This window comes from Vibrio sp. M260118 (assembly GCF_036533755.1).
In the GTDB taxonomy this organism is placed as follows: domain Bacteria; phylum Pseudomonadota; class Gammaproteobacteria; order Enterobacterales; family Vibrionaceae; genus Vibrio.
The window spans coordinates 1-17,255 of sequence record NZ_JATABG010000041.1 but is presented as its reverse complement, the minus strand read 5'-3'; the positions used below and the strand labels follow the sequence as shown (position 1 = coordinate 17,255).

Annotated in this window: 18 protein-coding genes and 1 pseudogene; 11 read left to right on the top strand and 8 right to left on the bottom strand. The window is 45.8% G+C overall.

Translation table 11 applies throughout. The features are described from left to right. Positions 1–1,463: nuclease domain-containing protein (locus tag QTO00_RS04670; RefSeq protein WP_331423299.1), on the top strand; the 1,463-nt coding region annotated here is incomplete at its 5' end. A gap of 198 nt (positions 1,464–1,661) precedes the next feature. Here QTO00_RS04670 and QTO00_RS04665 read toward each other — a convergent pair. Next, positions 1,662–2,363, bottom strand: a complete 702-nt coding sequence (locus QTO00_RS04665; RefSeq protein WP_331423298.1) for a hypothetical protein — start codon at positions 2,361–2,363, stop codon at positions 1,662–1,664. Between the two features lie 765 nt (positions 2,364–3,128). Here QTO00_RS04665 and QTO00_RS04660 point away from each other — a divergent pair. Both QTO00_RS04660 and QTO00_RS04655 read left to right on the top strand, forming a co-directional pair. Beyond that, the gene (locus QTO00_RS04660; RefSeq protein WP_182819557.1) at positions 3,129–3,440 is read left to right on the top strand and encodes a helix-turn-helix domain-containing protein; all 312 of its coding nucleotides are present in this window, start codon (positions 3,129–3,131) and stop codon (positions 3,438–3,440) included. Continuing rightward, positions 3,433–4,662 (top strand): type II toxin-antitoxin system HipA family toxin, encoded by a 1,230-nt coding sequence (locus QTO00_RS04655; protein WP_331423294.1) that lies wholly within the window; start codon positions 3,433–3,435, stop codon positions 4,660–4,662. Before QTO00_RS04660 ends, QTO00_RS04655 begins: the two co-directional genes overlap by 8 nt. A 208-nt stretch (positions 4,663–4,870) precedes the next feature. Here the strand turns inward: QTO00_RS04655 and QTO00_RS04650 are convergent. The 3 genes and pseudogenes from QTO00_RS04650 to QTO00_RS04640 form a co-directional block, all read right to left on the bottom strand. Further along, positions 4,871–5,208: pseudogene (locus QTO00_RS04650) on the bottom strand (hypothetical protein). 1 nt (position 5,209) lies between these two features. Then, positions 5,210–6,460 carry a tyrosine-type recombinase/integrase gene (locus QTO00_RS04645; protein ID WP_203344852.1) on the bottom strand — a complete coding sequence of 417 codons (1,251 nt, stop codon included), beginning with the start codon at positions 6,458–6,460 and terminating at the stop codon, positions 5,210–5,212. Positions 6,461–6,775: 315 nt separating this feature from the next. Beyond that, complete coding sequence (locus tag QTO00_RS04640) at positions 6,776–7,642, bottom strand: YicC/YloC family endoribonuclease (protein WP_331423290.1); 867 nt, start codon at positions 7,640–7,642, stop codon at positions 6,776–6,778. Positions 7,643–7,825: 183 nt separating this feature from the next. Here QTO00_RS04640 and rph point away from each other — a divergent pair, with 183 nt between their 5' ends. Next, a complete protein-coding gene (gene rph / locus QTO00_RS04635; RefSeq protein ID WP_331423288.1) occupies positions 7,826–8,542 on the top strand; it encodes a ribonuclease PH in 717 nt (238 codons plus the stop codon). Between the two features lie 232 nt (positions 8,543–8,774). Next, on the top strand, positions 8,775–9,416 hold the full coding sequence (gene pyrE, locus QTO00_RS04630) for an orotate phosphoribosyltransferase (protein WP_331423286.1): 642 nt from the start codon (positions 8,775–8,777) through the stop codon (positions 9,414–9,416). A gap of 150 nt (positions 9,417–9,566) precedes the next feature. On the opposite strand, the gene lpxM is transcribed toward pyrE, so the two are convergent. The 4 genes from lpxM to coaBC all read right to left on the bottom strand — a co-directional run bounded on the left by lpxM (position 9,567) and on the right by coaBC (position 13,437). Further along, on the bottom strand, positions 9,567–10,559 hold the full coding sequence (lpxM, locus tag QTO00_RS04625; RefSeq protein WP_331423285.1) for a lauroyl-Kdo(2)-lipid IV(A) myristoyltransferase: 993 nt from the start codon (positions 10,557–10,559) through the stop codon (positions 9,567–9,569). Positions 10,560–10,574: 15 nt separating this feature from the next. After that, positions 10,575–11,525: a Kdo(2)-lipid IV(A) acyltransferase gene (locus tag QTO00_RS04620; protein ID WP_331423283.1), complete on the bottom strand. Its 951-nt coding sequence runs from the start codon at positions 11,523–11,525 to the stop codon at positions 10,575–10,577. 5 nt (positions 11,526–11,530) lie between these two features. Beyond that, a complete protein-coding gene (gene slmA / locus QTO00_RS04615; protein ID WP_006881429.1) occupies positions 11,531–12,121 on the bottom strand; it encodes a nucleoid occlusion factor SlmA in 591 nt (196 codons plus the stop codon). A gap of 110 nt (positions 12,122–12,231) precedes the next feature. Then, entirely contained in the window at positions 12,232–13,437 is a 1,206-nt protein-coding gene (gene coaBC, locus QTO00_RS04610) for a bifunctional phosphopantothenoylcysteine decarboxylase/phosphopantothenate--cysteine ligase CoaBC (protein WP_331423279.1), read from the bottom strand. Between the two features lie 275 nt (positions 13,438–13,712). On the opposite strand from coaBC, the gene QTO00_RS04605 reads away from it, so the two are divergent. From QTO00_RS04605 to mutM, 6 genes are all read left to right on the top strand, one after another. Continuing rightward, positions 13,713–14,288 carry a JAB domain-containing protein gene (locus QTO00_RS04605; protein WP_331423278.1) on the top strand — a complete coding sequence of 192 codons (576 nt, stop codon included), beginning with the start codon at positions 13,713–13,715 and terminating at the stop codon, positions 14,286–14,288. Positions 14,289–14,339: 51 nt separating this feature from the next. Next, complete coding sequence (locus tag QTO00_RS04600; RefSeq protein WP_331423277.1) at positions 14,340–14,690, top strand: four helix bundle protein; 351 nt, start codon at positions 14,340–14,342, stop codon at positions 14,688–14,690. Between the two features lie 334 nt (positions 14,691–15,024). Next, on the top strand, positions 15,025–15,261 hold the full coding sequence (rpmB, locus tag QTO00_RS04595) for a 50S ribosomal protein L28 (RefSeq protein ID WP_004743834.1): 237 nt from the start codon (positions 15,025–15,027) through the stop codon (positions 15,259–15,261). A 13-nt stretch (positions 15,262–15,274) separates the two neighbouring features. Continuing rightward, positions 15,275–15,445, top strand: a complete 171-nt coding sequence (gene rpmG / locus QTO00_RS04590; RefSeq protein ID WP_331423275.1) for a 50S ribosomal protein L33 — start codon at positions 15,275–15,277, stop codon at positions 15,443–15,445. Positions 15,446–15,690: 245 nt separating this feature from the next. Beyond that, the gene (locus tag QTO00_RS04585) at positions 15,691–16,176 is read left to right on the top strand and encodes a hypothetical protein (protein WP_331423274.1); all 486 of its coding nucleotides are present in this window, start codon (positions 15,691–15,693) and stop codon (positions 16,174–16,176) included. Positions 16,177–16,298: 122 nt separating this feature from the next. Further along, positions 16,299–17,105: a bifunctional DNA-formamidopyrimidine glycosylase/DNA-(apurinic or apyrimidinic site) lyase gene (gene mutM, locus QTO00_RS04580; protein WP_331423273.1), complete on the top strand. Its 807-nt coding sequence runs from the start codon at positions 16,299–16,301 to the stop codon at positions 17,103–17,105. Positions 17,106–17,255 lie beyond the last annotated feature (150 nt).

Sequence of the window (17,255 nt, the reverse complement as noted above, 5' to 3'; positions counted from 1 at the left end):
AGTCCTTAGTGCTACAGCAAAAAACTGGTTACAGCGCGGTGTATCGTATTTGGCAGGAGCTGAAATTTTATTTAGATGTGTTTGGCAATCAGTCGAGCATTTCAATGAAATCAGTGGCTGAGATTTACGAAGTGTGGTGCTTTTTGTGTTTGAAACAGATTTTAGAGCAGGATCTCGGCTTTGAATTGGTGGAAAACAGTGCGACTAAGCTAGCCCAAAATGACTTTTTTGAGTACCAACTAAAAGACGGTTTTGCCGGTGCCTTTCGTTTTAAACGCAGTGATGGCGTGACCGCTAGGCTGGCACACGAGCCTAAATTTACCAAAAAAGGAAAATCAATCCGCTCGTACTTAGTGAACCAAGAGCCGGATATTGTGTTGGAAGTGACACTGCCTAAAAGCGCCGATTTAACAAAACCAGACTCATCAGAAGAAAAGCAGTTTATTTGGCTGTTCGATGCTAAATACCGCATTAAAACTGAGAAAAGCCGCTTTGATGATAACAGCGAAGATATTGAAAGTACCGATTACGTACCAGACGATGCCATTAACCAAATGCACCGTTATCGGGATGCACTGATTCGTTTATCAGAACCTCACGGACATGAATCATCAAGTGGAAACGCTGGCCAACCAGCTAAAAAAAGCCGTCCTGTTTTTGGTGCGTTTGCTTTATACCCAGGCTTTTTTGACCAAGCCACAACATCCAACCCCTACGCAGTCGCGATAGAAGAAGTGGGTATTGGCGCATTTGCTCTCTTACCTAGCCAAAATAGGCCTAGCCAAAACGAACTGAGTCAAACTGATCCTACCCAGACTAAGAGCCGTTATTCCGGTCACCAGTGGTTGCTAGAGTTCTTGCAAGCCCAAATTGGCACAGCACCGAATGCACAAACAGGGCAAGGCAATGAGACCATGTATCCCGTGGCTGGTATGGCGGAAAGGCTCTACGTACAAGACGCTGCACGCATACCTTATTACGGCATGCGCCAAGTACTGTACCCTGATTTGACGATGACAGTGGCATTGGGTGGGCAACGTGGCCGTGATAATGGCTACTTTGAACAATTTGAGCAAGGCACAGCGCTGTGGTATCACCTACCGCAAAGCACGTTTTTGCAGAAATTTAAGCAGCATATTGCCGAGGAAATTCGCTATTTAGCGTTGGCGTCTACCTCAGATACTCAAAGCTCAACCAAGCAAATTGACAAACTTTGGCCGGTTAAACGAGTCACAGTGTTACCACGCTACGCCATTACTGAAGATCAAGCGGGTAAGAAGTCAGGTTCTGCTGATTTGTATTATTTATTTGAGTTAGGCAAACCACTTTCACTGCAAAAGCCAGTGACTAATGTGCCGCATCGTCCAATGAAAAACTCGATGAAACTCACAACCTTAACGCGCTTAGAGAGCGTCACTAAATTTACCGAGGTTGAAAAAGTGTACGAAGCGGCAATGGTGTGAGCGAGTGTTATTAATTATGCAGAAGATGAATTGGCCGAAAATGCAGCTGTCCGGTTATTCCGAACAACTGCTAAGTAAAATCGACATCAAATAATATCGAGCTATTTGGCGCTTTTGATATTAAAATCGCACCAACAACACCCCTCCCGCTACCCGTTAGATCAGCGCCCTGTGAGGGGTTACTTTTTTTTCCGGCTTCTAATTTTTGGTGCCGTAATGAGTTATGGGACCAAGATTCGCTTTCAACCACACATCATTCTTCGGTCCACAAAGATGGTGTAGCAGCGCTAGGTTGATCTGGTGGCTAATCACGTTGCCGTTTCGTTTTTGGCTTTCTTTTTTCAAACCTCTCAGTAATAACCCTGTGCATGATTTTCCTATTTGCTCCGGCGAACTGGGCAGGCAAAAAGCGCGGTTTTGCTGTTTGGGGTGCAAGGTAGTGCGCTTTCCTGTTTTAGATAAAGGCGAAATGCACCAAAAGATACAGGCGTTGGCGGGCGCGTTTGCTTGCAATGTGTTGGTTTGACTCGTGCCATTCCTATCTGTCGGTAATAAATGTGCGGATAACAAATGCGCTGGTAGCAAGACTAATCCGCCTTGCGCATGGCTATCAACCTCAGGTAAAGGCAGCCAATACAGGTTTGGCCATTGCTCGGGGCTGTGCCACTTTTCCACGATCACTTGTGCGCCAATGCTGTTCAGCCATTGGTGAATGGGGCAGCCAGGGTGTGCTTGTTTAACGCGCGGTAACTGATAGGCCAGCCATCGGGTTAAACGTTCGGCGGCATTCTCGCACTGGCTTAATGCTGGGTAGAGGGTAAAGGCTCCTTGCCCAACCAGCAAAGCGACCACCTGCTGTATCCATTCTCTATCCCAATCGTTGCCATTTGCCCATAACACGTCACTTGTCACCTTGTTGGTTTTTCATGCCGTCTATTTTCAGTGGTCGGGTGCAGACTCGGTGGTGAAATAGATGAAAGAAATGGCCATCAAACTAACCAGTCAAATCGGCTTTTCGTTGTGACCTGTGCGAGGCTAACTGTTTGAAATACATCGTCCAATACACCGCTGTTTGGCTGCGTTCGCCAAGTGCAAAAAAATCGAGACGCCAAACGATCGTTTGCATTCTGGGTTTAAAAAATCAAACGGTTTGTACTTTGATGCCGAGGTCGGTTTAGGGGGCAAAAAGTGCCAAACCTTTCTTTAAGCCAGTAGTGGCAAGGCCTACCAGCGTTGGATTTCAATCGAGACGCCAAACAGTAATTGGGCTAGTTTCCCTGTTTGGCGTTTCGATCCAAAAGCCAAACGGATAGTGGTTTTGGCGTATGGGGGTAAAGGCATGGGGAAGTGTGTGGCGACTGTTTAAACTCATGAAATGGCAAATGACGCACAGGGGGGGATTGCATCAGCTGATCAAAGTAAGTAATTGGGTTGGTTGATTTAGCTTAAAGCTGGGTGTGGTATTTTGTAAGCGAACTGTTCTAATTACTGCTCCATTGTCCAATTTGCCCACAGTAAATGAGAGTAGATGTTACTTTTATCTATAGTTGCATATCAAACATAGGCTTTTGATGTGTAATAACTAATCATTCTTGTGGTATTCGAATTAGGATGATATGTTTTTGTGTATGATTGTTGTTAATTGATGTATTAAAGCATATCGAAATGAGCTATGTAACAGAGCAGATTCTAGAAAGTCTTCGAAAAGCTCGGGTACGAAAAGGGTTTAGCCAGAGAGAGTTAAGTGCGCGTTCCGGTGTGCCTCAAAGCCATATATCGAAAATCGAGTCTGGCGGTGTTGATTTAAGAATGTCCAGTTTGATTGCACTTGCCCGTGTACTCGACCTAGAGTTATTTGTTGTGCCTAAAAAGTCTGTGCCAGCTATCAAGTCGATTATTCGAAGCAGCCAAGAGAGCATCGACGAAGGTGAGACAATGTCGTCCGCATATCAGTTAGGGGAAGACGACGATGACTAATCATGTTTCTACGCTCAACGTGTTGCTCTATGGCGAACCCATCGCAACGATCACCAACGTGGGCAATGACAGAACACTTTTTGCTTTTATGGATTCGTACATTCATGACGAATCGCGGCCTGTGTTGGGGCTGGGTTTTAAAGATGCACTGGGTGGCTTACTGACTAACTTTAAACCGACCCAAACCAAATTAACTCCGTTTTTCTCTAACCTTTTGCCAGAAGAAACCATGCGAAATTACCTGGCAGAGCGTGCCGGTGTTAATCCAGCGCGGGAGTTTTTTTTATTGTGGGTACTGGGGCAGGATTTAGCTGGCGCGATCACGGTTGAACCGGCCGATGGTGAAGCGCTGCCGCCTAATGTGCATCAAGACATTGAAGATGAAACGAAAATTGAAGCGCCAATGCGCTTTTCATTGGCGGGTGTGCAGTTGAAGTTTTCAGCCGTGCAACAGGCAAACGGCGGTTTGACCATTCCAGCAACCGGTAAAGGTGGCTCTTGGATTGTGAAATTGCCATCGTCTCGCTTTGACGCTGTGCCAGAAAATGAATATTCGATGATGGAGCTGGCTCGAATGTTGGGAATGGATGTGCCAGAAACGCAGCTATTACCGATTAACCAGATAGCTAACATCCCAGAAGGGATTGGCAAGTTTGGCCGCTCTTTTAAAAATGCTCAGGCGTTTGTGATCAAGCGTTTTGATCGTGTTGATGGTCAAGCGATACATATTGAGGACTTTGCGCAAGTGTTTGGTGTCTATCCTCAAGATAAGTACAAAAAAGCGAGTATGCGCAATATTGCTCAGGTTATCGGCATTGAAGGTCAAGACGAAGACATTGCAGAATTTACTCGCAGATTGGTGTTCAATACCCTAATTGGTAATGCGGATATGCATTTGAAGAATTGGTCTGTGATTTACAAAGACAAGCGCACCGCATCGATAGCACCTGCTTATGACTTTGTCTCAACCATTCCTTATATCCCTGACGATAGTGCATCGTTAAAGGTTAGCCGTAGCAAGAAATTCAGTGATTTCACGCTGGATGAGCTGTCACACTTGGCGGCTAAAGCCATGCTGCCAGAAAAATTGGTGTTAGATACCGCCAAGCAAACCGTGGCAGGATTCTACGAAATTTGGGCGAAAGAAAAAACGCACTTACCGCTTAGCAAATCAATGATTGAAGCAATCGAAACACACTTACGAAGCATACCGCTACGCTAAAATGAGAACCGACGCGTACAGAAATGCAGAGGCGTCGGCCATATTGGCTTGAAGATTATGTTTAGTGACCTATTTTGTCAATCAAAGCCCCAATTGCCCCATTCCTTGGGGCAGTTTAATTTCTTCTTATTCACTTTCTAAAGCTCGCTGTATCAAGTGTTGCCCCTTTGTCCCAACTGCCCACGGTAAGTGAGCAAATGGGGGCTTGCTAGTTTCGCCTGATGGGCCTTTTCGGCATGCGACTGCGTTTGCCATCGAAGAAGGCCAATACTCTGAACCAATAGAGTGATTCTTCATACCCCAAGCTGTGCGTTGGACGTGCAGGCGGGATGAGCCCCAGTTTGCGTCCTAAACTGACAATCACGTAGAACATGAGTTTTAGCATTAGCCAAGGAGCGAGTACCACGAATACCATCAGGCAATGCCGAGTAAGTGCGTAGCCTATACCATGAGACTGTTCGAGTAGGGCAATGCCAATACACCAGCCAAGCCCTGCCAGCACGGCTATTGGAAAGGTAATGGGGCGAGTCGCATCATAAATTGCATGTTAATGCCCTCCTGCGTGCTGTTGCGAATGTGGCTCAAAGTTCACTAGCGGTTCAACCACATCAGCCACGGTTTGATGGGCAATACGGCGCTCTTCAAAGTAATCGTGGCGGTCGTAGATACCCTCAACACCTTTTAGCTTATGGTTAAGACAGCGTTCGGCTACGTTGCCTGCAATACCCAAAGAGGCGGCAAGGCTGCGAAAGGTGCGGCGCAAATCGTGTACGGTGAAGTGTTCAAGTTTGCCCATTTTATTGGGAGGCTGTTTTTTGCGCCCTGGCTCGCGACCAAAGAGTTTAGAAATGGCGCGGTTCAGCGTATCTGGCCCCATATGTGGACGATGGCTTGCTCGTCTGGCTGGGAAAACATAAGGCGAGCCACAAGCGCGGATTTGCAGCTCGTTAAACCAGGCAATGGCTTGGCGCGGTAAGGGAATGCTTATCGGCACGCCAGTTTTGCTGCGTTCCTTGGGTAGGTCCCATACGCCCGTGGTTAAATCCATTTCACGCCACATGGCTTCGCACAGTTCGCTTTTACGCACGCCCAACACCAAAAACAGGCAGCAAGCGAGGTAGTTATCGCGGCCAAAGCTATTGATATGGGTATGAAACACGCTAAAGGCGTAGTGAATTTCCTCTTTGCTGAGCATCCTGTCTTTACTGGACTCCACGCCACCGGCATCGTCCACGGTAAACGCTGCGGCGGGGTTATTCAGCGTTAAATCGAGTTTAATCGCATGTCGAAACAACTGCTTCATGTACATCAAGGTGTCGTTGGCAATGGTAGGGCGGTTACTTTCTCGAATGCGTTCTAATACTTCGCGCACGTCTCGTGCGGTCACCTCAGCAATACACTTAATGCCAATGACAGGGCTTATGTCTTTGGTGTAAACCCGATACGGAATCTTGGGATGCTTTAGTCGTCTACTCAGATCGGTTCGATACCAGTCATGGAACAGTTGATCCACGGTTTCAATGTCAGGTAACTCGATTTTCTGTTTTTCTAGAAGAGGATCTATGCCGTCACGTACTTCCTTTCGAAAGTATGCGGCGGCAATTCTGGCGTCTGCCAACGACATTAAAGGAAATTGCCCCAAGGTTGCTTCTCGTCTTGCTTTGGCTGTGGTGTAGCGAATCATCCAATAAGGCGAGCCTTGTTTGCGGACGCAAAAGTAAAGACCTTCACCATCTGAATATTTTTTTGGGTCGGCTTTGCTGTATGCAATAACCTGTTTTGCTGTGAGTTTTCCCATGTTTACTCCATAGTTGCTGAAATAATGGAGGGGGCAATAATGGCTGCCCACCACCGATTTGCTTATTGAATCAGCAGCTAACCTGTTGTGGTGGCGAGTTAAATGCGAAAATTGGGTAACTTACTGCCCACCAATTTGCTCACCGCAAAATGCTTATTGAGCAAAAATGAGGGGACTGCCCACCATTCTGCCCACCACTAAACAGGCAGTTGGTAACGGACGTCTGCAAACCGATTTGGGCGGGGGAAATAAAAAAGCCCTGTATTTACAAGCAAATAACAGGGCTTTTAAGACATTGTTGGACGGGTGAAAAAACTATTCGATATTTTGGATCTGTTCACGCATTTGCTCGATGAGAACTTTAAGTTCAACGCCAGATGCAGTGATGTCAGTACTGATTGATTTTGAAGCTAGTGTGTTCGACTCACGGTTGAACTCTTGCATCATGAAGTCTAAACGGCGGCCACACGCGCCACCTTTTTTCAGGATGTTGGTCGCTTCTTTAACGTGAGAATCTAGGCGATCTAGCTCTTCAGCAACGTCAGATTTCTGAGCGAGTAGAATAAGCTCTTGCTCTACGCGTGAAGCATCAAGCTCAACTTTCGCTTCTTCGAATTTAGATAATAGGCGTTCACGCTGCCATTCTAAGATTTCTGGCATACGAGCGCGTACTTTAACCACCTCATCGGTGATGGCAGTTAGGCGTTGCTCGATCAGTGCTTTCATGTTTTCGCCTTCGCGGCCACGTGCGTCAATGAACTCACTTACCGCATCATCAAATGCAGCTAGGAGGTCTTTGTTGATCGCGTCCATATCTTGCTCAGAAGTCTCCATTACACCCGGCCAGTTCATCACTTGGAACGGATTAAGGCGGCTTTCTTCTCCGGTCATTTTCATGACTTGGTTTGCTGCGTTGATTACTTGCTGTGCAAGACCTTCGTTGATGCTCAGCTCGCCTTTTGCCGCTGGGTTAGCTTCAAAGCGTAGTGCACACTCGACTTTACCGCGAGCAAGGCGCTTACGGAAACGCTCACGTAGCATTGGCTCTAATCCACGGAATTGCTCTGGCAAACGGAAGTAGGTTTCAAGGTAGCGTTGGTTTACGCTACGAATTTCCCACACTGCTGTGCCCCAATCGCCTTTCACTTCTTTACGTGCGTAGGCTGTCATACTGTAAATCATCGAATTTTCCTGTCTATTCAATCTTTGAAAATAACGCGTCGCAATAGTAGCACAAAGGTTGGCCTTTAGAGGATAGTTTGACATCGCATTCTAAATAGCTTTGTTAGCCAAGCTTCGCTATAATCTTGCTCCAATCAAATTCGTCTCCCCCTATCATCAGATAGACAACTAAGGTAGATGCCCATGCGTCCAAACGATCGCAAGGCGGATCAAGTTCGCCCAATCAAAATTACTCGTAACTACACAGCCTATGCAGAAGGCTCTGTACTAGTAGAATTCGGCAATACGAAAGTGCTGTGTAATGCGACCGTTGAAGAGAACGTACCTCGCTGGCTAAAAGGTCAAGGCAAAGGCTGGGTAACTGCTGAATATGGCATGTTACCGCGTTCGACCCATTCACGTATGCGCCGCGAAGCAGCGAGTGGTAAGCAAGGTGGTCGTACAATGGAAATCCAACGTCTGATTGCACGTAGTTTACGTGCGGTTGTCGATCTAGACGCGATGGGCGAGATTATGGTTACTGTTGACTGTGATGTGATTCAAGCAGATGGTGGTACTCGTACAGCTTCTATCTCTGGTGCGAGCGTTGCAATGGCGGATGCATTCCAACATCTAGTAGAGAAAGGCAAGCTAAAAGCGAACCCAATGAAAGGTCACGTAGCGGCTGTCTCTGTGGGCATTCTAGGTGAAGATATCCTATGTGACCTTGAATACACAGAAGATTCAGCAGCTGATACCGATATGAACGTTGTGATGACAGAAGACGGTCGCATGATCGAAGTTCAAGGCACAGCAGAGGGCGAACCTTTCACTCACGCTGAGCTGATGAAGCTACTGGAGTCGGCGACCAAAGGTATTACCGAAATTGTAGCGGCGCAGAAAGCGGCGTTAGAAAATTAGTTATTAGATAGCTTCCAATTGGGAGCTATTTTTTTGTTTTCTTCTTAGATAACTTAACAGCGTTGTTAGCTTCAACTTTTCACTCCATCACATAGCGCACTATGCTCAGGAGCTGAAAAGTTTCACTGCCTAGCTGTAAAGCTATCTACTTTGAAAACACTTTTAATAGTTTGAGTTATCTTTTCTAGGGACTCGAGGCTAGGAACTAGAAACTTATAAACGGAGAAAATTGATGAAAGCATACCAGCGTGAATTTATTGAGTTTGCACTAGAGAAAGAAGTCCTAAAGTTTGGTGAATTTACTTTAAAATCTGGCCGTAAGAGCCCTTATTTCTTTAACGCTGGTCTTTTCAATACTGGTCGTGACCTTGCACGCCTAGGTCGTTTTTATGCCGCAGCGCTTGCTGATTCTGGTATCGACTTTGACGTGTTATTTGGCCCTGCATACAAAGGTATTCCAATTGCGACGACTACAGCCGTGGCGCTAGCAGACCATCACGAGATTGATACGCCTTACTGTTTTAACCGTAAAGAAGCGAAAGATCATGGTGAGGGTGGCAATCTAGTCGGTAGTGCACTGGAAGGTCGTATTATGCTGGTGGACGATGTTATCACTGCAGGTACTGCGATTCGTGAGTCGATGGAGATCATCAAAGCAAATGGTGCAGACCTAGCGGGTGTGTTAGTTGCCATTGACCGTCAGGAGAAAGGTAAAGGTGAGCTGTCAGCAATCCAAGAAGTGGAGCGTGATTTTGGCTGCGCAGTTATCTCGATTGTTAGTCTAGGCGATTTAGTGACTTACCTTGAAGAGAAAGGCAACGCAGCAGAGCACCTTGAAGCAGTTAAAGCATACCGTACTGAATATGGCATTTAGTCGCGAGTTTCGAGTCTTTAGTTTCGAAGATGCTCATGGTTTGACATTGCCACTTGGTGTGGGTGTATAAAAAAATCAAAGGGTTGACGTTTGTGCATCAACCCTTTCATTGTCGTAGCTCGTAGCTCGTAGCTCGTAGCTCGTAGCTTGTTAGCTCTCTATATCATCCCGATCACCATGGTGTGAGTTATCGTAAATCTCACGGCCATCGCGTTGGGTTTTGAGTAGCGATAGGTTCCACATGTACTGTTCAGGGCGTGGGCGAACCATATCTTCAATCGCTTGGTTCATCGCACGTGCATCTGTCTCTTCATCACCAGTAGGGAAGTTTTCTAACGCTGGTAAAATATACACTTCGTATTTACCGGTTTTATCATTATACGAAGGCAATACTGGCACCACTTTGGCTTTTGATAAGCGCGCCATTTTACCAAACCCTTTCAGTGTGGCTTTCTCTGTACCGAAAAACGGAACAAATACTGAGTTTTCAGGGCCGAAATCTTCATCCGGCAGCCAATAACCTAGGTAACCATCTTTAATCGAACGAACAAAAGGCTTTACCCCCGCTTCACGAGCAAAAATACGACCGCCATATTGCATGCGCTGTACTTGCATCAACCAATCACCAATAGGATCGCGCTGTGGCTTCATGATGGTTGTCACTTTGTAGCCTTTCGCCGCAAGCATAACCGCTGGGTAGTCAACAGCCCACGCGTGAGGAGCAAGAATGATGACGTTTTCACCAGCATCAAGCAGCGGTAGGATGTTCTCTTCACCAATCATCACGCCACGATTCTGATTGTGTTTGGTTGAGCGAACGAGAAACTCAGAGTAGCCCAGAAGGTATTGTGCCGCCTTAACAAACGTCTCTTCGAGGATCTCTTGGCGTTCTTGCTCCGATTTCTCTGGGAAGCAGAGTCTTAGGTTAACTCTTGCTCGCCTAACGACTCGACCGTTTTTTCTAACCGCAAAAACGGAAAGCTTGCGTGCAAGCGCGTCACGCCAGCGGAATGGAATAAAAGCAAATAACCCAGCAAACAAGATACCTATCCAAGTGCCCCAATGTTTAGGGTGGAGGAAAGACCACTCAAAAGTTGGGTTGTGCAGGTGTTTATCTACGCTGTTTTTCTCATCGGTGCTCATTCAGCTGCGCCTATTTTATTGATAACGTGAGTTAGTTAGGGATTCGTCAGGTAATGACTTAAAGCGTTTGTGTAGCCACATCCACTGTTCTGGTGCACGCATAATAATCTCTTCAACGTATTTATTCATGTAAGCAGCTGCGGCAGTCTCATCCTTTTTCGGGTAATCAGGCTCAATATCTTTATCAGCAATGATTTCGTACTTTCCTTCACTGTTTCTGAAACCTGAACCCGGAATAATGGCGCATTTACTGGTGTAAGCTAGGATGCTGGTACCTGTTGTCGTGCAAGCTTTTTCTACCGCAAAGAAAGGCACAAATACTGATTTGTTGTGGCCGTAATCTTGATCCGGTAGATAAAACAGACGATGTCCTTGGCGCAAAACTTTAATCATTCGTTTTATATCGGTGCGATAGACTAGTTTATTACCGTTGCGAGAACGGCCACGGTATTGAATAAACTCATAAGCGGGGTTACTGTGCGGACGGTAAACCCCATAGCCCTGTAACCCTAAAGCTCCAAATGCTCGAGCGGTAATTTCTAGATTGAGAGCATGAACAGCACATAAAAGTACGCCTTTGCCTTCTTTGTTGAAGCGTTTCATCTCTTCGATATCTTTAACGACCAAAATACGCTTAAAGCGCCAAGTTGGCCAAAACCAAGTAATACCAGTTTCGATTAGGGCCATACCGGTATTTTTGAAGTTCTCTTCAACAAACCTCTCAACTTCATCTTGAGACATGTTTGGGAAGGCTAGCTCTAAGTTTCTTCTTGCTACGTGCACGCGAGATTTGCCAAATCGCATGCCAAAGCGCCCGATGCTACGCCCTAAGCGCAGCAACAGACTGTAAGGTAGAATATTTACAATCAAGGCGAGCAAACCAAAGCCCAACCAAACTCCCCAGTTTTTTGGGTGCAGTAGGGAAAGGGTAAATGGTGGTGGTTGATTGTATTTCTCTTTACTCATAGCGATTACTTAATTTGTGCACTCAATAGTGCCCAGTACTCTTCAAAATTAGCGGTTGGTTGATATTTAAAGTCTGAACGAACAAAGCGGTTTAAGCTGCCTTCTACCTGACCAAGCAGTTGTGCGGCCAGTACTTTCTCGTCGACAGGGAATGATTTCCCTTCACGTAACATACGTTCACGAAGTATCTGGCGGATAGAGGTTTCGATGCGTTCAAACAGTTGATTGATACGATCGCGTAGACGCTCATTTTCAAACATCAGTGCGTGACCAGATAAGATGCGACTCAGGCCAGGATTGCGCTCAGCAAAAGCAAGGATCAATTGCAACACCAAACGGATTCGGGTCAAGGTGTCTTTCTCTTCATCCAGAATGCGGTTAATACGTGACATTAAAGACTCTTCAATAAATTCGATTAAGCCTTCAAACATTCGCGCTTTGCTAGGGAAGTGTCGATACAGCGCGGCCTCTGAAACGCCAACTTGTTTAGCGAGTTTTGCGGTTGTAATACGTGAAGCGCCTTCGTTGGACTCCAGCATTTCAGCCAATGCTTGCAAAATTTCATCTCGGCGGTTGGTTTTTCTTGTTCCAGCCATGAACCTTTTTCCTTATTGTTACCATTCTGAATAAAAGGCTTTGAATACAATAATTCAAAGCCAACAACTTATCGTCACGAAGGCCACTTTTCTTGAGAAAATGATGAGCTTTAGGCTTCTAGTTTCTTCGCGATTGTCGTCATGATTTGCGATGCAATTTGTTGCTTCGTCGCAAGGGTAAGTGATTGCTTACCATCTTTCCAGTATACGGTGATTGCGTTGTCGTTGCTATTGAAGCCTTGTCCTTCAACAGAGACATCGTTAGCACAAATCATATCTAGGTTCTTTTTGCTCAGCTTTGTACGAGCGTAGTGTTCAACATCTTGAGTTTCTGCTGCAAAGCCAACGGTAAATGGTCGAGATTGCTCTAATGCGGCAACAGAAGCGATGATATCCGGGTTCTTAACCATGGTGATGGTCATATGATCGCTTTCATCGGTCTTTTTAATCTTTTGCTCAGCGATGGCTTCAGGGCGGTAGTCGGCAACTGCAGCGCAACCAATAAAGATGTCATGGCTCTTTGCTTGCTCTAAGGCTGCTTCGTACATGCTTTGCGCACTATCGACATCGATGCGTTTAACACCTGTTGGTGTAGTCAGTGAAACTGGGCCAGCGATCAGAGTGACCTTCGCACCTTGTGCTGCGGCTGCTTGCGCTAAAGCAAAGCCCATTTTTCCTGAGCTGTGATTCGAGATATAACGCACAGGATCGATTGCTTCACGCGTAGGACCAGCAGTGATTGCGACTGATTTGCCCTTTAATGGCTTGTGTGAGAAAAATTGCTCACAGTGCTCAACGAGCTGCATTGGCTCTAACATACGACCTGGGCCTACATCACCACAAGCTTGTTCACCGGCAGCTGGCCCCCAAATATGCATACCTCGGCGCACAAGTGTAGCGATATTCTCTTGGGTCGCGATATTAAGGTACATTTGCTGATTCATCGCAGGTGAGACGGCAATAGGTGACTCTGTAGCAAGAACCAGAGTGCTGAGTAGGTCATTACCCATACCTGCACTAACGCGCGCAATTAAATCTGCAGTCGCAGGAGCAAGCAGCACTAAATCTGCCCATTTAGCTAGCTCGATATGGCCCATTGATAGTTCTGCGGCAGGGTCGAGTAGACTATCTGATACTGGTCTACCTGACACGGCTTGCATTGTCAGTGGAGTAATAAACTCTTTGGCCGCTTTGGTCATAACGATCTGAACCTCTGCGCCACGCTCGATTAAGCGACGGGTGAGTTCGGCACATTTGTAAGCCGCGATACCACCGCTAATACCTAATAGGATCTTTTTGCCTGCGAGTGTTTGCATGATGATCTTCCTTAAAATTTCTGACCGTAAGATACCACGGCTGAATGTTGAGTTCCTAGTTTCTAGAGGCGAGTTTCTAGTTTTCTAGTGCCTAGTTCCTAGAACTGGGTTGTGGTAACGCTTTTCTCTAGGAACGTCTGTTTCTAGGCACTAGGCACTAGGCACTGCTCTTTTCTAGGAACAATTATCTAGGAACTTCTCTCTAGTCATATTTCTTCATGCAAAAAGCACACTTTTTGAAATAGGAAGTGTGATAGCGTCAACGCCAACTGATAATGCCTAGCGGAGGAAGTATGAAAGGGCTACCTAAGGGGTCAATGCCGCGTGAGAAGCTGTTATCACATGGTCCTCAATCATTAACAAATGCAGAACTGTTGGCGATATTCTTGAGAACAGGAACACAGGGAATGAATGTACTCGCTCTATCAGACCACCTAATCAAGGAGTTCGGCTCACTCAGAAAGTTGTTTGCCGCAGATTTAGACCAGTTCTGCCTACATAAAGGCTTAGGCGTATCTGGAGTGCTGAAAGATAAACAGAGAGAAGAGTTCTTTGTGCTTTTTTTGGATAATCAGCATCGAGTAATAAGTGGGGAGCCTCTGTTTCAAGGCACGATTGATTCTGCATCGGTTTACCCAAGAGAAGTTGTTAAGCGTGCTTTAGAACACAATTCCGCAGCATTAATTTTGGCGCATAATCATCCGTCAGGCGTTGCTGAACCTAGCCAAAGTGATAGGCGAATTACTCGTAGAATCAGTGACGCATTAGCGCTGGTGGATATCCGCGTGCTAGACCATTTTGTGGTGGGAGATGGGGAGATTGTTTCCTTTGCGGAGCGCGGTTGGATTTGATTTTAGTTCCTAGTTCCTAGTTCCTAGTTCCTAGTGTGAGAGGATAGTTGGATGGATTTTGAAAGGTTAAAAGTATGGCAAAAGAGTATGCTCGTTTGTGAAAGAGTTCATAAGCTATATAGAGGGAGCACTGAATTTGTTTTGAAGGATCAAATTTTCCGCTCTGCCTTATCAATTCCATCAAATATTGCTGAAGGTGAAGAGCGCTTTTCGGCTAAAGAAGCCATTCGGTTTTTGTACATTGCTAAAGGCTCTGCTGGTGAGCTATTAACGCAGCTAATTTTGTCTCGTAGGCTAGGATTGATTGAATCTGACGAATTTAAACAGTTGGAGGCTTCAATAAGAGAGGTTAGCAAAATGATTGCAGGCTTGATTAGGAGTAAATCAGGTACTTTAAAGTAATGAAAACTTTCTAGGGACTAGGCACTAGGACCTCGCAACTATTATTTTCTGTGATTTTGTTTAAGTTTTGGTTGTGGGAACGCCGATTTCTGCTACAATCCCCCGACATTTTTTAGCACATAAATCAGCTCTGCCTAAAAAAGATCACGAAAACCTGTAAAAAGGATCTGTTCGGGTCTTGAGCAATGCTACTCAAGTTAGTATAATGCGCGACCTTTGATAGCCTTGTATGGGTTTCCATAACGGTATAAGACCTCAAACTTCTATTTTAGAAACTGAGAGGTTCGGCCACCAAGGTTGATATCGAGCTGAAACGATTTTGGAGAAGACATTCATGTCACGAGTATGCCAAGTAACTGGTAAGCGTCCAGTAACGGGTAACAACCGTTCACACGCACGCAATGCTACTAAGCGTCGTTTTCTGCCGAACCTACAAACTCATCGTTTCTGGGTAGAGAGCGAAAAACGTTTTGTTAAACTACGTCTATCTGCTAAAGGTATGCGTATCATCGATAAGAAAGGCATCGATGCTGTTCTTGTTGATATCCGTGCAAACGGCGTAAACGTTTAAGAGGAAATAGACAATGGCAAAGAAAGGCGTACGTGAGAAAATCCGTCTAGTATCTTCAGCAGGTACTGGTCACTTCTACACGACTGATAAGAACAAGCGTAACATGCCAGGCAAATTTGAGATCAAAAAGTTTGATCCAGTAATTCGCCAGCACGTTATGTACAAAGAAGCTAAAATCAAGTAATTGATTCTTCTTTGAACTTCCCTCGGGAAGCGTGAATTGAAACCCAGCCTTAGTGCTGGGTTTTTTATATTTTAGTTCCTAGTTCCTAGTTCCTAGAGATAGATTTCTAGGAACTAGGCACTCGCCTCTAGGGACTCACCTCTAAGGACTCGCCTCTAGGAACCGTTCCCTATAAATGGTCGAAAATCTGGGAGTTAGCGGGTATTATCTAGGCACTAGGAACTGCTAACTAGGGACTGTCTACTATGCGAGTTTCACCATCACGCCGTCGGCGTTGGAACAATATTCTTATTTTAGGGATCATCGCGTTTATTGCTTTGCTCAATCTCCCTACGTTGATCAAAACCTACCTTCTCGAGCCTGAGGTAGTTGAAAGTCCTTACCCATACTTGCTTAATCCTCAAGCAGAGTTACAAGCATTGCATTTTTCTGATTGGTCGTTGGAGAAGAATCAAAATCGTTGGCGTAGCACTATTCATACTGAAATTCCGCAGCAGGAGCTTGCTCAGCGTTGGATGGACCTGGTTGGTACAGAAGTGTCGCAGGAGAACTTTGATAACTTAAAGCCTCAGCTTAGTAGCCCAGGTTCAATTGAAGCATGGTATTTGGATCAAGAAGAGCCGCAGAGGATCACTTTCTATCAAACTCCACAGTTTTGGCTGCTCAAAAACTGGCAAGATAAGTGGATAGCCATTTCGGTCGAACCTCGTTATCTTATGCCGTCGATTTGAGTTCCTAGTCCCTAGTTGATAGTTACTAGAAGGGGGACTTGACTGAGAGCTCAGCGATATTTTTCTAGGCACTAGGCACTAGGCACTAGGCACTAGGCACTTAAAAATAGGATCTTACACCCATGCCAGAATTACCTGAAGTTGAAGTAAGCCGAATGGGGATCTCTCCTCATCTAGTTGGGGAAACAGTGGCTAAACTGACATTCCGCACTCCTAAGCTCCGTTGGGATATCCCTACTGAGTTGAAAAAAATGGAGGGGCAGGTCATTCGCAATATTTCACGTCGTGCCAAGTACCTATTGATTGAAACCGATGTCGGCAGTGCAATTGTCCATCTTGGGATGTCTGGCTCACTAAGAGTATTGGATGCAGAGGTTTCGCCAGCTAAACATGATCATGTGGATCTCAAGCTCACCAACGGTAAAGTATTGCGCTACAACGATCCGAGGCGTTTTGGCGCTTGGCTATGGACAGAAGATGGTAACCATACAGCGCTAGGCAGTATGGGGCCAGAGCCGCTAACCCCAGAATTCAATGCCGATTATATTGTAGAAAAGGCCGTGAATAAGCGTGTTGCGGTGAAGCAATTCATCATGGATAACAAGGTGGTTGTCGGGGTAGGTAACATCTACGCTAATGAGTCGCTATTTAGTTCCGGAGTCCACCCAACAAGGCCAACAGGTAAACTTACTGCGAAAGAGTGGGAATTATTAGTTAAAGAGATTAAGCGAGTATTGGATACTGCAATCAAACAAGGTGGAACGACGCTAAAGGATTTCGCTCAAGCTGATGGTAAACCGGGTTATTTTGCTCAAGAGCTGCAAGTTTATGGCAAAGCAGGCGAGCCATGCCCAACTTGTGGTGAACTCATCGAAGATCAGAAGATCGGTCAGCGCAATACGTTTTTTTGTAGTAGCTGTCAGAAATAGAGGGCGGAGCGGACTACGTCCTTCGGGAACGGGCTGCGCCCTACGAGAATCTGGAACGGACTTCGTCCTCCGAGAGGTGGTAGAACCTTTGCTTCTACAAGGAAGATAGGATTTGTTTTTAAGGAGAGAACGAATGTAATATCCTAGCTC

What these genes read in the sequence shown, in the direction of transcription:
- QTO00_RS04660 (WP_182819557.1), top strand. Translation starts at nt 3,129, where the DNA reads ATGAGCTATGTAACAGAGCAGATTCTAGAAAGTCTTCGAAAAGCTCGG.
- rpmB (WP_004743834.1), top strand. Translation starts at nt 15,025, where the DNA reads ATGTCACGAGTATGCCAAGTAACTGGTAAGCGTCCAGTAACGGGTAAC.
- slmA (WP_006881429.1), bottom strand. Translation starts at nt 12,121, where the DNA reads ATGGCTGGAACAAGAAAAACCAACCGCCGAGATGAAATTTTGCAAGCA.
- QTO00_RS04620 (WP_331423283.1), bottom strand. Translation starts at nt 11,525, where the DNA reads ATGAGTAAAGAGAAATACAATCAACCACCACCATTTACCCTTTCCCTA.
- QTO00_RS04640 (WP_331423290.1), bottom strand. Translation starts at nt 7,642, where the DNA reads ATGATTTACAGTATGACAGCCTACGCACGTAAAGAAGTGAAAGGCGAT.
- QTO00_RS04600 (WP_331423277.1), top strand. Translation starts at nt 14,340, where the DNA reads ATGGATTTTGAAAGGTTAAAAGTATGGCAAAAGAGTATGCTCGTTTGT.
- QTO00_RS04645 (WP_203344852.1), bottom strand. Translation starts at nt 6,460, where the DNA reads ATGGGAAAACTCACAGCAAAACAGGTTATTGCATACAGCAAAGCCGAC.
- mutM (WP_331423273.1), top strand. Translation starts at nt 16,299, where the DNA reads ATGCCAGAATTACCTGAAGTTGAAGTAAGCCGAATGGGGATCTCTCCT.
- QTO00_RS04585 (WP_331423274.1), top strand. Translation starts at nt 15,691, where the DNA reads ATGCGAGTTTCACCATCACGCCGTCGGCGTTGGAACAATATTCTTATT.
- QTO00_RS04655 (WP_331423294.1), top strand. Translation starts at nt 3,433, where the DNA reads ATGACTAATCATGTTTCTACGCTCAACGTGTTGCTCTATGGCGAACCC.
- lpxM (WP_331423285.1), bottom strand. Translation starts at nt 10,559, where the DNA reads ATGAGCACCGATGAGAAAAACAGCGTAGATAAACACCTGCACAACCCA.
- QTO00_RS04605 (WP_331423278.1), top strand. Translation starts at nt 13,713, where the DNA reads ATGCCTAGCGGAGGAAGTATGAAAGGGCTACCTAAGGGGTCAATGCCG.
- rpmG (WP_331423275.1), top strand. Translation starts at nt 15,275, where the DNA reads ATGGCAAAGAAAGGCGTACGTGAGAAAATCCGTCTAGTATCTTCAGCA.
- coaBC (WP_331423279.1), bottom strand. Translation starts at nt 13,437, where the DNA reads ATGCAAACACTCGCAGGCAAAAAGATCCTATTAGGTATTAGCGGTGGT.
- pyrE (WP_331423286.1), top strand. Translation starts at nt 8,775, where the DNA reads ATGAAAGCATACCAGCGTGAATTTATTGAGTTTGCACTAGAGAAAGAA.
- rph (WP_331423288.1), top strand. Translation starts at nt 7,826, where the DNA reads ATGCGTCCAAACGATCGCAAGGCGGATCAAGTTCGCCCAATCAAAATT.